Source organism: Nocardia sp. NPDC055050, from assembly GCF_053608345.1.
Genome location: NZ_JBSGVG010000009.1, coordinates 161,962 through 176,577 on the forward strand (window position 1 = coordinate 161,962; position 14,616 = coordinate 176,577).

Below are 14,616 nucleotides of genomic sequence, written 5' to 3' on the forward strand. Positions count from 1 at the left end.
TTGTTTGGTGGGCTGTTTTTTGTTTATAATAGACAGCCCCGGCAATAATTTAAATAGGTGAGTCGACGAGCCGCCGTTATCGCTACCGGCGGCTCGTCCACGTCATGCCCCGATGCTCAGTAGCGCGCCTGCCCCGGATCCGTCCCGCCCACGCCGAGCCGTCGACGGATCGGGAACGGGTACCGCGTCGACCAGGCGGCGGGTGTACTCCTGAGCCGGTGCGGCGAATACCGCGCGCGCCTCGCCGGTTTCGACGATCCGGCCCTGCCGCAGCACCACAACCCGGTCGGCGACCTGGTGCACCACGGCCAGATCGTGACTGATGAACAAGCTGGCGAAGCCGTACTCGGCACGGAGGTCGGCGAAGAGGTCGAGCACCTGCGCCTGCACCGACACATCGAGCGCGCTGGTCGGCTCATCGGCCACCAGCAGGCGCGGCGCCAAGGCCAGCGCGCGAGCCAGCGCCACCCGCTGACGCTGCCCGCCGGACAACTCCCCCGGCCTGCGCTGCGCGTAATCCCTCGGTAGTCGCACCGATTCGAGCAGGTTCTCGACCTTGGCCTGCAACAGAGTCCCCGATGCGGCCCGATGCACCTGCAACGGTTCGCCGATCGAGTCGGCGACAGTGCGTCGCGGATCGAGGGAGGCACTCACATCCTGATGCACCAGCGCGACATGCTTGCGCAGTCCACGCAGTTCGCGCCGCGACAATCCGGCCAACGGAACACCCTGCAGCTCAACCCGTCCCGAGGTAGCAGGGACGAGCCCGAGCGCAGTGCGCCCCAGCGTGCTCTTGCCCGACCCGGACTCACCGACCAGCCCGAGGACTTCACGGGGCCCGAGAGTGATCGAAATATCCTGTAGCGCGGGGAAAGACGCACCGCCGTGGCGGCCCGGGTACACCACCGACAGATCGTCGATCCGGAGCACGTCGCGGTATTCGGATTCCCCTCGCCCGCCACCCTTTTCCGCGACAACGGCAGGCCCACGCACGACGACCCGCCGCAGGATCCGGCGAACACTGCGTTCCGAAGGTTCTGCCGTGGCGTTGTCATCCGGTTCGTCCGCGAGAGCCTCCGTCTCGGGGTCGACGCGATCGGACGCGTCGACCACATCGGCAACCTCACCAGCTTCGCCGTTGTCCGCGGCGGCACGCCGAACCGTCGACCGACCGTCACCCGTCGCACCGGCACCGGCACTTGCATCGGCATCGGCATCGGCATCGGCATCGGCTGCAGCCTCGCTGACCTCAGCATTCCCTGCGGCAACCCGATTCTCACCATCCGCATCGGCTGCAGGTTCCGGATCTCCCTCCCGCGACGACACCGCGGGCAACCGCGGCACCGCCGCCAGCAGCGTCCGCGTGTAGTCCTCGCCCGGTTCGGCGAACAACCCGAACACCGTCTGCTCTTCGACCACCCGCCCCTCGCGCATCACCACGACCCGGTCGGCGATCTCCGCGACCACCCCGAGATTGTGGGTGATGAACAGGATCGCCGTCCCGCGCTGACGTTGCAGGGTGCGCAGCAGTGCGAGGATCTCGGCCTGCACGGTGACATCGAGTGCGGTGGTCGGTTCGTCGGCGATGAGCAGTGCGGGCTCCCCGGACAGGGCGAGCGCGATGACCACGCGCTGTTTCTGCCCGCCGGAGAGCTGATGCGGGTACCAGTCGAGGCGCTTGTCCGGCTCCGGAATGTCCACGGCCGTCAGCAGTTCGATCGCGCGGGTTCGCGCGGCGGCCTTGTCGGTCACGCCGTGCGCGCGCAGCGCCTGCGCGATCTGGGTGCCGATCTTCTGCACCGGGTTCAGCGCGGTCTGCGGTTCCTGAAAGACCATGGCGGCCTTGGTTCCTCGCAGGTCCCGCAACGCCGATTCGGCGGCCCCGACGACCTGCGTGCCCGCGAGCCGGATCGACCCGCCTGCGCGCGCGGTCTCCGGCAGCAACCCGAGCACCGATCGCGCGGTGAGCGACTTGCCCGAGCCGGACTCCCCGACGAGGGCGACGACTTCACCCCGGCGAACCCGCAAGCTCACCCGGTCGACAACCGTCCGGTCGCCGAAACTCACCGTCAACTCGTCGATGTCGAGCACGGGGTCGAGCTGGTCGGATGGTGTGCTCATGCCAATCTCCTTGCCCGGCCCAATGCTTGGGCGATCAACAGGAATCCCAGGGTCAACGCGGCCACCACGATCAGCGGTCCGATCGCGATCCATGGGTTGGCGTCGAGGTTGGCGATCGAGCCTGCGATCAGCGAACCCAGCGATGGCTGCGGCGGCAGCACTCCGATCCCGATGAAACTCATCGCGCCTTCGATGAACACCGCCACCGACAGCGACAGCGCGAACTGCACGCCGAGCGGTTCGATCACATTGGGCAGCACATGCTTTCGCAGGGTCCACCAGGTGTCGGCGCCGATCACCTCCGAGGCTTCCACGAACGGTTGTTCGCGTACGGCCAGTACCGCCGTGCGGATCTGCCTGCCGAAGATCGGGATCTCGGCGGCGATGATCACGATGACCACCGCGTGCCAGCCGGGCCCGGTGATCGCGGCGAGCGTGATCCCCAAGATCAGGGTGGGGAAGGCCAGGATCAGATCGAACACCCGCTGGACGGTCACGTCCGCGATCGGGTGGACGGTGGCGGCCAGCCCGACCAGCGCACCGACCAGGGCGCCGATCGGCACGGCGAGCAGCGCGATCAGCAGGTCGATCCGGATACCGGCCAGCACCCTGGCGGCCACGTCACGGTTGAGGTGGTCGGTGCCGAGCCAGTGCTGCGCGCTGGGGCCGAGCAGGTTGGCGCCGGGGATCTGGGTGAGCGGATCGTAGGAGCTGAGCAGCCCGGCGAACACCCCGGCCAGTGCCACCACGGCGACCAGCAGTACCCCGGCCAGTCCCTGCCCACGGCGCAGCGCGCGCAAGGGTCCCTCGTGCCGTGGTGATTCGTCCACAGTCACAGTGGTTTTGGTGACGGTCACGAGCGTCCTCCGATGCGAATCCGCGGGTCCAGCCACGCGTGCGCGACATCGGTGATCAGCTGGATCACCACGAACACCGCCACCGACAGCAGCAACAGCACCTGCACGAGCGGATAGTCGCGACGACTGATCCCCTGCTCGATGAGCTGCCCGATCCCCGGCCACACGAAGGCCGCCTCCACCAGCACCGCACCGCCGAGCAGCTGCCCGGTCTGGATGCCGAGCACGGTGAGCATGGTCGGCAGCGCGTTGCGCAGTGCGCCACGGGTGACGATCTCGCGATACCCGACGCCGAGTGAACGTGCCGTCAGCACATACTGTTTCGCGAGTTCGGTGCGCAGCGCTTCGGTGAGGAAGCGGGTGAGCGCCGCCGAGACCGGCAGCGCCAGGCAGATCGCGGGCAGCAGCAGGTACTGCACGGCGATATCGGGCCGGGCGATGAAGCCGTCCGGCGGCACCCCGCCGGCGGGCAACACCGGAATCGCGACGGCGAACACCAGCACCAGCAGCGGCCCCACCACGAACGTCGGCAGCGCCACCGCGATCGTATTGGCCGCGGCGACAACAGTATTGAGCCAGCGGCTCGGCCACAGCACCGACGCCACCGACACGACCAGACTCACCAGCACGGCCAGCAGCAGTGCGGTCACCGTGAGCACCAGCGTGTTGGTGAGCCCGCGGCCGACCAGGTCGGTGATCTCGCCGCCGATGATGTAGGAGCGACCGAGATCGAGGGTGAACACGTCGCCGAGCCACTGCAGATACTGCACCGGGATCGATCGGTCGAGGCCGAGCTGGTGGCGGATCACCTCGATGGTCTGCGGTGTCGCGTCGTTGCCCGCCAGGATGGTGGCGGGGTCACCCGGAACCAGCCGCAGCAGCAGGAAGATCAGCACCGAGGCCCCGAACAGCACCAGCAGCGCCGAGGGGAGCCGGTGCAGCAGGTAGCGCGTCATGACAGGAAGGTGTCGGTGAGGACGGGCTCGCGCCGCTTGGTCCAGGCGAACCCGTGCACCTTGTTGACGGTGGAGTACTGCTGGAAACGCACGCCGATCTCGATCAGGAACAGCCCTTCGAGCAGCTGGTCGGTGACCGCCTGGTAGGCGCGGACCGCTTCGGGCCCGGTGCCCTGTGCCAGCTGCCAGGCGGTGTCGGCGGCCGCGGTGTAGGCGGGCGATTCGTAGCGTGAGGCATTGCGGCGGGCGTTGAACGGGTAGGCGCTCACCGTGAGAGTCGACGGGACGAACTGGGCCCACGAATGGTCGGTGACCCACAGACCACGGAACTGCTGGCCGGTGAGCTGCTTGACGAAGGTGGCGGCGTCGACCGGGTCGAGGTCGACCTCGATGCCCACGTCGGCGAGGTTGGCCTGCACGATCTGGGCGACCTCGCCGTAACCGGGGGCGAAGGTCAGCGGCAGCTTCGGCGGCCTCGCCGACTGGTCGAGGAGCTGTTTGGCCTTGCCGATGTCACGGTTGTACTTGGTGTTGCGGGATTCGTCGAAGGCGGGCGAGTTCTTGGGCCACGGCACGTTCAGCGGATATCCCGCGCCCCGGAACACCTCGTTGATGATGCGTTCGCGGTCGAGGGAGTAGGCGATGGCCTGGCGCACCCGGACATCGGCCAGCGCGGGTTCGGTCACATTGACGCCGACATAGGCTTGCAGCTCGGCGCCTTCGAGGTCGTGCACCGTGAATCCGCCGCTCTTGCTCAGGTTTTCGGCATCGCGGTAGCCGAGTTCGCGCGCCGCGGCGATCTGACCGGACTTCAACGCGTTCAGCAGCGCGTTCGGGTCGGGGATGATCGAGACCTCGACCCGGTCGAGGTACGGGCGCTCGGGCACCCAGTAGTTCGGGTTCTTCTCGAAGATCAACTGCGAGTTCGGCACGCGCTGGACATATTTGAAGGGACCGGTGCCGATATAGGTGTCGCCGGTGCCGAGCTTGTCGGCGGTTTCGCTGTCCAGGATCGGCACGGTGTCGAGCAGGTCGTAGATGTTGCTCAGTGGATGGGCGAGCTGCAACACGATCCGCGTCGGCGAGACGATGTCGAACCCGGTGACGGCGGCGGCCGAACTACGCAGCTGCGCCGACCATTTGGCGTCGGCGTAGGTGCGCAGCGAGAACTCCACGTCCTTGGCGGTGAAGGGACGCCCGGAATGGAACTTCACGTCGTCGCGCAGGTCCAGGCTCAGCGAACGGCCGTCGGCGGCGAGCTGCCACGACGTGGCCAGTAATGGTTGCGGTTCCAGCTTGTCGTTCGGGTAGCGGATCAACGACTCGTACACCAGGCCGATCACGACCGGGGTCGCGGCGGTGTTGGTGAGCAGGTTCGCCGGCACCAGGTCCTCACGGATGCCGACCTTCAGGGTGCCGCCACGCACCGGTGTCGCGCCGTCCCCGCCCGCTTTCTGTTCCGAGACCGCCGAGGTGCAGGCCGCCAGCGCGGCACCGCCGAAGATGGCCGCGGCGGCGATGCCGCTGGTGCGCAGAAAGTTTCGGCGGCCGAAGCCACTGGGCGTTGAACTCATCGTGAAGATCCTCGAAGACGCATCGACCCGCGCGGCGGGCCGAGGAGGGTGCACAGCGCACCGCGGGAAAGGGAACACATCGGATCGGCCGCGAACGTCGTGGGCGTTCGTCAGCCGCGCAGGACGCGACACGAACAGCAGCAGGGTGGCTGATTCGTGGGCACGGCAGTGACGCTAACAAGTTGCGGCGGACCGGTCACCGATTCCACGCACACTGCACATAACCCTGGTGACCAGCGGATACGTCGCCTTTACTGCCAGAATGCCTGTTCCACCCCATGCTCGCGGTTACGCATCCTTCGGCGGCTCGGCCGGTCGCACGTCCGCGGAGTCGACCCCCGATTGGACGTATCCCCCCACCGCGCCGGCCGGCGCGCCGAACATCATCGTCGTGCTGGTGGACGACATGGGTTACAGCGATATCGGCCCGTTCGGTTCCGAGATCGAGACGCCGACCCTGGACCGGCTCGCGGCCCGGGGTGTTCGACTCTCGAACTACCACACCACGCCACTGTGCTCGCCCTCACGCGCGGCGCTGCTGACCGGAATCAACAGCCACCGAGCGGGTTTCGGCTTCGTGGCCAACGCCGACCCCGGCTACCCCGGCCTGCGCCTGGAACTGGCCGACGATGTGCTCACACTCCCGGAGATCCTGCGTGGCAACGGCTACGCCACCTACGCGGTGGGCAAATGGCATCTGGTGCGCGACGCCACGATGAACCCGTCGGCGCATCGGGACTCCTGGCCGACCCAGCGCGGATTCGACCGCTACTACGGGTCTTTGGAGGGTCTGAACTCCTTCTACTATCCCAACCAGCTGGTCTCGGACAGCTCGGTGGTCGACGTGGAGGAGTACCCGGAGGGTTATTACCTCACCGACGATCTCACCGACAAGGCGCTGTCCTACATCAAGGATCTGCGCGCGCACGATGCGAAGAAACCGTTCTTCCTGTACTTCGCGCACGTGGCGATGCACGGGCCGTTGCAGGCCAAGGCCGAGGATCAGGCCAAGTATCGGGGTCGCTACGACCAGGGCTGGGACGAACTGCGCAGGCGACGCTTCGCCGAACAGCTGGCCCAGGGCTTGTTCCCGCCGGGCACCGAGCAGAAGCCGCGCAACACCGAGCCGGGTTACGAAGCGGCGGAGTGGGATTCGCTGTCGGCCGACGAGCAGCGGCGCTACGCCAAGTACATGGAGGTGTACGCGGGCATGGTCGACAGCATCGACCAGAGCCTGGGTCGGATCGTCGACCTGCTCGACGATCTCGGCGAACTGGACAACACCATCATCGTGTTCACCTCCGACAACGGCGGCACCGCCGAGGGCGGACCGGAGGGCACGCGCTCCTATTTCGCCGAGTTCGCCCACGTCGACGATCCCGACTGGGTGGGCGATGTCCCGCACGACGAGGACCTGATCGGCACCGCGAAGCTGGGCGTGCACTACCCGCGCGGCTGGGGTCAGGCGTCCAACACGCCGTTCCGGTTCTACAAGGGCCAGACCTTCGCCGGTGGCGTGCGCGTGCCACTGGTGGTGTCGTGGCCGAAGGGGTTGCCGCGCACCGGCACCGATTCCGGTATCCGCCACGAATACGCCTACGTCACCGATCTCGCGCCGACCCTGCTCGACCTGGCGGGCCTGGACCGCCCTTCTGTGCGTAACGGGCTGCCCGCCAAGGACTTCGACGGAATCTCGGCGGCCGAGCTGCTGCGCGATCCGGCAGCCCCGACGCGCCACACCGAGCAGTACTCGGAGATGACCGGTCATCGTGGCTTCTACCGCGACGGCTGGAAGCTGCTGTCGCTGCACGAGGCCGATGCCGACATCGACGCGCCGAACTGGCAACTGTTCGATGTGCGCGCCGATCCCACAGAGCTGCACGATCTTTCGGCGCAGTACCCGGACAAGGCCGCCGAACTCGCCACCGCATGGGACGAGTCGGCCTGGGCCAACACAGTCTTTCCACTGCTGACGCGCGCCGACCTGTTCCGCCGCCGCCCCGAGGAAGCCCGGTTCGCCGCGCCGGTCCGCCTCCTCCCTGGCACCCCCACCCTCGAGCGCTACCGCTCCCAGCGCCTCATCGCCTACCGCGACTTCACCATCACCGCCGACCTGACGGGGGCCCGACCGCCCGCCGCCGCGACGGCGCCCACGACATCGCGGGCTTCGGACGCAGCGCCCGATGTCGCGGAGCGGGCCGAGGTGGCCGGATTCCGGCTCGGTGACGAGGGCGTGCTCGTGGCGCACGGTGACCCGCTCGGCGGGTACCTGCTCTACATCGAGGACGGCGAAGTAGTGCTCGGCGTGAACAGCTATGGGCGGTACGCGTCGGTGGGCGTGCCGCTGCCCATCGGGACTCGCGAGATCACCGTACGAGCCACCATCGAGCCGCGTCTGCGCTGGGACTTCACCATCCAGGTCGACGGCACGCCGCTCGCGGAACTCACCGATCAGGTGCAACTGGTCGGCATGGCACCGTGGACCGGGATCTCCGTCGGCGTCGACGCGCGCGGTCCGGTCTCGTGGGATCTGCGCGAGCGCCGCGGACCGTTCCGCTATACCGGGAGCCTGCGCGCGATCACCTACACGCCCGGCCCCGTGCAGGTCCCGCAGCGCACGATCGACGCGGTGGAGCGCGAGGCCGAGTACGCCGCGGAGTAACGGACCGCCGCCCATTCGACGGGCACCGCTGCGCGCGGGCCCCGAGGATCGAGTCGCGACCAGGTCGGATACCGTTTATCAGCCAGAATCGCCACGCAGACAGGACGCCGGAGATGGACGACAGTTCCCTGATCTGGGACGACGGTGCGCTCGTCACCGTCGACCAGCGCGGACTGCCGCACGAGGTGCGGCAACTGCGCCTGCGCACCGTCGACGAGATCATCGAGGCGATCACCACCCTCGCCATTCGCGGCGCTCCGGCGATCGGGATCGCGGGCGCGTTCGGCGTGGTCATCGCCACCAGGGCGCACACTCACGGCGGCTCGGTGGACTCGCCGAGTCACTCGCCCGGCGAGGCAGGTGGTCGCGCCGGTGACGTGGTCGACGTGGCGGCTGTGCAGGCCGAGGCCGACCGGATCGCCGCGGCCCGGCCGACCGCTGTCAACCTGGCATGGGCGGTCGACCGGGTGCGAGCCCGGATCGCCGAGGGCGCCGACGCGGTGCTGGCCGAGACCCTCGACATGCTCGCCGAGGACGGGCGGGTCAACCTGGCCGCCGCCACCCACGCCGCCGATCTGGTGCAACGCCTGTGCGGTGGGCAGCCGCTGCGCTTGCTCACCCACTGCAATACCGGGCGCCTGGCCACCAGCGCGGTGGGGACCGCGATCGGCGCCTTGCGGGTGCTGCACGAGCGCGGCGCCGTCGCGGACGTGATCGTCGACGAGACCCGCCCGCTGCTGCAGGGCGCGCGGCTCACCGCGTGGGAACTGGCCGAGGCGGGCATTCCACATCGCCTGACCATCGACTCCGCCGCTGCCTGGGCGATGGCGACCGGTCAGGTCGACGCCGTGCTGGTCGGCGCGGACCGGATCACCGCCAACGGCGACGTCGCCAACAAGATCGGCACCTTCACTCTGGCGCTGGCCGCCCGCCACCACGGCATTCCGTTCATCGTGGTCGCGCCGGAGTCCACCCGCGACACCGCGATGGCGACCGGCGCGCAGATCGTGGTGGAACAGCGGGCCGCGGCCGAGGTCACCGGATTCGGTGGCGTCGCCACCGCACCGACGGACACCGCGGTATTCAACCCCGCCTTCGATGTGACACCCACCGACCTCGTCACCGCCGTGGTCACGGAAAACGGTGTGGTCTACCGCAATTCGGATTCCTTCGACAAGCAGGGCCGGGCGATCGCCACGGACGGACCCGGCAGCGGATCGCGGATCGCGGATCGCGACGCTCCGTCGGACGCCGGGAGCACCGTGGCTTTCACCGAACAAGGCCTGGCGATCGCCGGCACCGCGCGCCAGCTCTATGGCCGGGGGTGGATGCCGGGTACGGCCGGCAACATCTCGGTGCGGATCGAGGCGCCCACGTCACCATCGGGGACCGTGACGGCCGGCGCTGCCCTCGACAGCCTCGGCACATGGCCCGCGTTGCTCATCACCGCCAGCGGACTGTCCAAAGGTGAACTGAGCGCCGACGATTGCGTGCTCGTCGGGATCTCGGACACCACCGCGCATTCGGGCCAGAGCCGGAAACCGTCCGCGGAGAACAGCATTCACACCGCCGTGTACCGCACCCGCCCCGCAGGCGCGGTCGTGCACGTGCATTCCCCTTTCGCCACCGCGCTGGCAACCACTGCCGCGCGACCCGGCGAGACGGTGACCCCGTTGCGGATCAGCGGTTTCGAGCTGCTCAAGGGGTTCGGCCTCGCGGACCCGTCGACTGTGGTGGTCCCGGTGTTCGCGAACTGGCCCGATGTAGCACGGATCGGCGCCGACATCGAGCTCCACCTCCGCGAAAACCCCTCTGCACCACCGATTCTGTTCATCACCGGGCACGGGATCACCACCTGGGGTGACACTCTTGCCCAGGCGCGCGATCGCGCCGAATGCCTGGAAGCCCTGTGCGAGTTGATCGCCCGCACCGGACGAACCGACGCCACGCCCCTCGAGATCGGACCGACATGACCCTGCTGCAAGTGATGGCCGCCGACAATGCCGCCGACGTCCGGGTGCGCACCACCGACCCCACCGAGATCGGCGCCGAGCTGGCTCAGCACGGCATCGCGTACTCGCACTGGGAGGTGCTCGCCGACGCCGCCGCCACGGACTCCGACACCCTGCTCGCCCACTACGGCCCGCAGATCGCCGAACTCAACGCCTCGGGCCGCTACCAGCACATCGATGTCGCCCGCATCCACCCGGACGCCGACAACCCGGAGTGGCCTGCCACGGCCGCCGGTGCGCGCGCGAAGTTCCTCGACGAGCACCGCCACGCCGAGGACGAGGTGCGCTTCTTCGCCGCGGGCCGTGGCTGCTTCTACCTGCACGTGGGCGACGCGGTGCTCGCGACCGTCTGCGAAGCGGGCGACCTGCTCTCGGTCCCCGCGGGCACGCTGCACTGGTTCGACATGGGCACCACCCCCGACTTCATCGCGCTGCGCTTCTTCGAGGAGGCCGACGGCTGGGTGGGCGACTTCACCGGCGACAAGATCAGCGCGGGCTTCCCGACGCTCGACGAACTGCTCGCGTGACCCGCGCGATCGTCCTCGACATCGAGGGCACCACCAGCCCCACCGACGCGGTCCGCACGGACCTCTACGGCTACACCTCCGCTCACCTGCCCGCCTGGCTGTCCGAGAACACCGATGGCACAGCCGATTCGGTGCTCACCGCGACCCGCGAGCTCGCCGGTGAACCCGATGCGGGGCCCGACCGCGTCGCCGAGATCCTGCGCGGCTGGCTGGAATCCGACGTCAAAGCCGAGCCGCTCAAGACAGCACAGGGCGCGATCTGCGCCCAGGGCTTCCGCGCGGGCGCACTGCGCGGCCGCTTCTTCGGCGATGTGGCACCCGCCTTGAAAGCATGGCACGCCAGCGGCTGCCAGCTCTTCGTCTACTCCTCGGGATCCGAACGCAACCAACGCGATTGGTTCACCTTCGCCGACGCGGGCGATCTGTCCGGCCTCATCACCGACCACTTCGACCTGGTGACCGCGGGCCCCAAACGCGCACCCGCCTCCTACGAATCCATCGCCGACCGCATCGGGGTCCCCCCACAGGACATTCTGTTCCTCTCCGACCACCCCGACGAACTCGACGCCGCCGTCGCCGCGGGCTGGCAAGTCGTCGGCGTACACCGCCCCGACGAGCCCAACCCCGCACGCCCACCCCACCGCTGGGTGAGTTCCTTCGCTGACATAGATCCACAGCTACCGACCGACTAGTCGGCCTCCACGGTGCGCTGCCGACACTTGTTCCCGCCGGGAATCTGGCACCGCCTACGCGAGCTCGGCGTCACCGTCGTCGAGCGCTGACTCAGCCGACCTGAGCTCGAAGCGCCCCTAACGACCCCCGCTGCACCGCCCCGAACACCCGTCGTGCGTGGACCGCGACCGGGCTGGTCGACCACGGTGCCAGCGTGGTGGTGAACATCAGTTCGCACCAGGACAGGGCGGGGATCTCGCCGGCGGCGAGGGTGGCGATGAGGGAGAGTTCGGTGTCGTGGCCGAGCCAGGCCGCGACCAGCCAGGAGGCGTCGAGGCGGCCGAGGAATTCCTCGGCGTCCTCGGGCGGGCCATGGGGGGTGTCGACGGCGAGGTGGACGACGGCGGCGATGGCGTGGCGCATCTTGGCATCCATGCCGATAGCGTCGTGCAGCAGCAGACTTTCCAGTGCCGAGCGCAGTTCCATCGAGGGATCGAGTGCTAGTTCGTGCATGACGAGCCTTTCCTGTGGTTCGGTCTGCTGGTCGAGGCCGCCGGTGATCGCCCGAAGTGCCGGAATCGTCTGTGGCGTTTCCGGATCGACCAGACCGGTCAACGGCTCCGACGACCAGTCGAGCCTGCCGAACGCCTGGCACCAGTCCAGTGCCGGATTGTCGTCGGTGACAACCAGATCCAGTGCGAGCCCGGCCATCGACGCGGTGCAGGCCAGGGTGATGGCGTCGAGCCCCTCCTCGCTGACCGCCAGGTGCAACGTCACCTTCTCGACCCCGGTGTCCTCGCGTGCTCGCCCCGCGAGCCAGATCGCGCGGCCCGCGGCCCCCATCGTGGCCGCTAGTTGGTCGCCGCGCGGATGGTCGGCGTCGGCGTCGATGAACGGGCCGTACCAGATCGCCCTGCCCTCCGCATCGCAGACCGCGAATGTCGCCGAGACACTGTCGCCCGCGGCGGCCAGACTTATATGAGCGTCCAGCCCCTGCTCCGTCACCCTCATCAAAATCCCCATTTTCCGATTCGAGCCGAATATCGGTACGCCCCCTATCCAATCGGCCATGAACACACATGTCCACAGGGCGCGCACAAATATTTGTCCCCGGTGAGGTACATACACTCGCCAGTGAATTCACAGGACCGGCGCTACCCCGGACGGGAGTACCGCATTCAGTCCGCAACCAGGCGAAAACAACCGGATGGCTTGTATGTTTCGACAATGCCCTTCGTACACTCCGATTCTGTGAACGTCCATTTCCGCACCGATGCCGTCCACGGGCCGACGCTGCTGCTGGCCCATGGATTCCTCATGGACGAATCGATGTTCGACGCGATCCGGAAAGTCTTGGCGCACACCGATATCAATGTCGTGGCCTGGGATGCCCGGGGTCACGGCCGCACCGGATACGGCGACGACCCGCGCTTCGACTACTGGGATCTGGCCACCGACGGCCTGCGTGTTCTCGACGCGCTGGGCATCGAGCACGCGATTGTCGGCGGCATGAGCCAGGGCGGATACACCGCATTGCGAATGGCTTTGCTGGCTCCCGAACGCGTGACCGGACTGGCACTGCTCGATACCGAGGCCGACGCGTGCACCAGGGACGAGGAAACCTATTACGAGAACTTCTTCGACGAATGGTGTGGGGCGGGTCCATTGCGGCCGCTGGCCGAAGACCTCGCACCACGATTGATCGGCGGCACCGACCCGCAGATCTGGCAGACCTGGATCACCCGCTGGCTGGCCGGCGATCGCAGCGCCATTCGCCCGGCGGCAGACTGCCTGATCGGCCGCGATTCGGTCCATGGGCGGCTCGGTGAGATCACCGTGCCCGCGCTCGTGCTGCGCGGCGAACACGATCACAACAGCACCGCGGACAAGTGCGCGCGGTTGGCCGCCGGGCTGTCGGGGGCGGGCGAGGTACGCACGGTGGCAGGCGCGGGACACGGCTGCGCGCTGACCCATCCCGAGCAGGTCGCCGCGGCGCTGGCCGCACTGGTCACGGCCTGCACCCCGTACGCCGTCGAGCCGGTGGCGGTCGCCGGGATCTAACGGTCGGGACCGCGAACACCCAGGTAGTACTGAATGCGGCCGGGGTAGGCGACGGAGTCGAGCCGGAACAGCTGGACGTCGACGGTGTAGTTCTCGCCGGTGTGCAGATCGCACAGCCGCATGGCGGTGTGCTCGCGGCCGTAGACGGTGTCGCCATCGTCCCAGATGCGGCGGAAGTCTCGATACTGCGCCAATTCGTCGAGCAATTCGGTGGCCCAGTCGCCGCCGCCCTGCTGGCCGATCAGACCGCGCAGCCAGTGCACGGTGAGCGTGGACTCCGTCTCCCATTCGACCATTACTTTGCGCGACAACGGGTTGCCGAAGAACCAGCGCAGAATATTGACATCCTCGACCAGTCCGGGAAACGCGCGATCATAGGATTCGTTGACCGCCAGCACGTTCCAGCGGGTGTCGACGTACGCCGCGAGATCGGGTTCCTGGAGCGCCAATGTTCGGCGCATCTCGGTGCTGATCTCGGCTCGCAGATCCTCGACGGTCGGGTTGTCGACCGGGGCGAGCCCGGCAAGATCGAAAAGATGCCTGCGCTCGATATCGGTCACCGGCGCGATCCGGTCGAGGTAGCGCACGAGCGCCTCGATCACCGCGTGCGTGGGCCGGTCCCGGTCCCCACTCTCCAAATGGGTGATGTAACTGGAGCTGACTCCCGCCGCGAAGGCGAGCTTTTCCCTCGAAATCCGCCGATCGTCGCGAAGTCGCCGCAGCAACCCGCCGAGCGTCGGCGGTTTCGGCGGCCCGTCAGGCCCGTCGAACGATGGCTTCGGTATCACCCCAACCCTCCCTGTCTGCACGGGCTCATCCTGGATGACTATTCAACCTCGAGCCAACCGCCGACCGGAAAAGATGCCGTTTCTTTATATTGGCGCCCCGTCATTTGGGTAGTTACCGGCGGGCAACTGTGTGCGTGGTCACGAAATGCGGTGTGCCGAACCGAATTAAAAGGATTCTGATTCGTTCCGTTCAGCAGTGCTATAAGATTCCGCACCGCTCGTCCACGACCGTCACGATCCCCACCCCGCCTCCGACCGGACGGCCCCGGTCACCGCGGATCGCCCCGGAAACGCCTCCCGCCGAGCGCGGCGCCCGTAGGGCACCGGTGGATTCAGCCGCCACCGCCGACCGTCCCGAGCGCCGCGTCGCGGTGGGCCCGACCCGG

At 68.0% G+C, this 14,616-nt stretch carries 11 protein-coding genes; 5 read left to right on the forward strand and 6 right to left on the reverse strand.

The genetic code is table 11. From position 1 onward, the window contains the following. Nucleotides 1–102 precede the first annotated feature (102 nt). The 4 genes from ACWGCN_RS12215 to ACWGCN_RS12230 are packed head-to-tail and all read right to left on the reverse strand — an operon-like array spanning nucleotide 103 to nucleotide 5,508. A complete protein-coding gene (locus tag ACWGCN_RS12215) occupies nucleotides 103–2,121 on the reverse strand; it encodes a dipeptide ABC transporter ATP-binding protein (RefSeq protein ID WP_452458086.1) in 2,019 nt (672 codons plus the stop codon). Then, nucleotides 2,118–2,978, reverse strand: coding sequence for an ABC transporter permease (locus ACWGCN_RS12220; protein WP_387447078.1), 861 nt, complete (start codon nucleotides 2,976–2,978; stop codon nucleotides 2,118–2,120). Before ACWGCN_RS12220 ends, ACWGCN_RS12215 begins: the two co-directional genes overlap by 4 nt. Then, nucleotides 2,975–3,934, reverse strand: a complete 960-nt coding sequence (locus ACWGCN_RS12225; RefSeq protein ID WP_378991318.1) for an ABC transporter permease — start codon at nucleotides 3,932–3,934, stop codon at nucleotides 2,975–2,977. Before ACWGCN_RS12225 ends, ACWGCN_RS12220 begins: the two co-directional genes overlap by 4 nt. After that, complete coding sequence (locus tag ACWGCN_RS12230; RefSeq protein WP_452458085.1) at nucleotides 3,931–5,508, reverse strand: ABC transporter substrate-binding protein; 1,578 nt, start codon at nucleotides 5,506–5,508, stop codon at nucleotides 3,931–3,933. The genes ACWGCN_RS12225 and ACWGCN_RS12230 overlap by 4 nt, the downstream gene beginning before the upstream one ends. A gap of 262 nt (nucleotides 5,509–5,770) precedes the next feature. Between ACWGCN_RS12230 and ACWGCN_RS12235 the strand changes: the two genes are divergently transcribed. The 4 genes from ACWGCN_RS12235 (at nucleotide 5,771) to mtnC (ending at nucleotide 11,401) form a co-directional block, all read left to right on the forward strand. Then, nucleotides 5,771–8,170: an arylsulfatase gene (locus ACWGCN_RS12235; RefSeq protein ID WP_452458084.1), complete on the forward strand. Its 2,400-nt coding sequence runs from the start codon at nucleotides 5,771–5,773 to the stop codon at nucleotides 8,168–8,170. Nucleotides 8,171–8,283: 113 nt separating this feature from the next. Continuing rightward, entirely contained in the window at nucleotides 8,284–10,143 is a 1,860-nt protein-coding gene (gene mtnA / locus ACWGCN_RS12240) for an S-methyl-5-thioribose-1-phosphate isomerase (RefSeq protein ID WP_452458083.1), read from the forward strand. Continuing rightward, a complete protein-coding gene (locus ACWGCN_RS12245) occupies nucleotides 10,140–10,709 on the forward strand; it encodes a 1,2-dihydroxy-3-keto-5-methylthiopentene dioxygenase (RefSeq protein ID WP_387447073.1) in 570 nt (189 codons plus the stop codon). Before mtnA ends, ACWGCN_RS12245 begins: the two co-directional genes overlap by 4 nt. Further along, a complete protein-coding gene (gene mtnC / locus ACWGCN_RS12250; RefSeq protein ID WP_378991311.1) occupies nucleotides 10,706–11,401 on the forward strand; it encodes an acireductone synthase in 696 nt (231 codons plus the stop codon). The genes ACWGCN_RS12245 and mtnC overlap by 4 nt, the downstream gene beginning before the upstream one ends. 91 nt (nucleotides 11,402–11,492) lie before the next feature. On the opposite strand, the gene ACWGCN_RS12255 is transcribed toward mtnC, so the two are convergent. After that, a complete protein-coding gene (locus tag ACWGCN_RS12255; protein ID WP_378991309.1) occupies nucleotides 11,493–12,392 on the reverse strand; it encodes a hypothetical protein in 900 nt (299 codons plus the stop codon). Nucleotides 12,393–12,632: 240 nt separating this feature from the next. Between ACWGCN_RS12255 and ACWGCN_RS12260 the strand changes: the two genes are divergently transcribed. Then, on the forward strand, nucleotides 12,633–13,442 hold the full coding sequence (locus ACWGCN_RS12260; RefSeq protein ID WP_452458082.1) for an alpha/beta fold hydrolase: 810 nt from the start codon (nucleotides 12,633–12,635) through the stop codon (nucleotides 13,440–13,442). On the opposite strand, the gene ACWGCN_RS12265 is transcribed toward ACWGCN_RS12260, so the two are convergent. Further along, a complete protein-coding gene (locus ACWGCN_RS12265; protein WP_378991307.1) occupies nucleotides 13,439–14,230 on the reverse strand; it encodes a helix-turn-helix transcriptional regulator in 792 nt (263 codons plus the stop codon). The two genes, ACWGCN_RS12260 and ACWGCN_RS12265, sit on opposite strands and share 4 nt — an antisense overlap. Nucleotides 14,231–14,616: the final 386 nt, after the last annotated feature.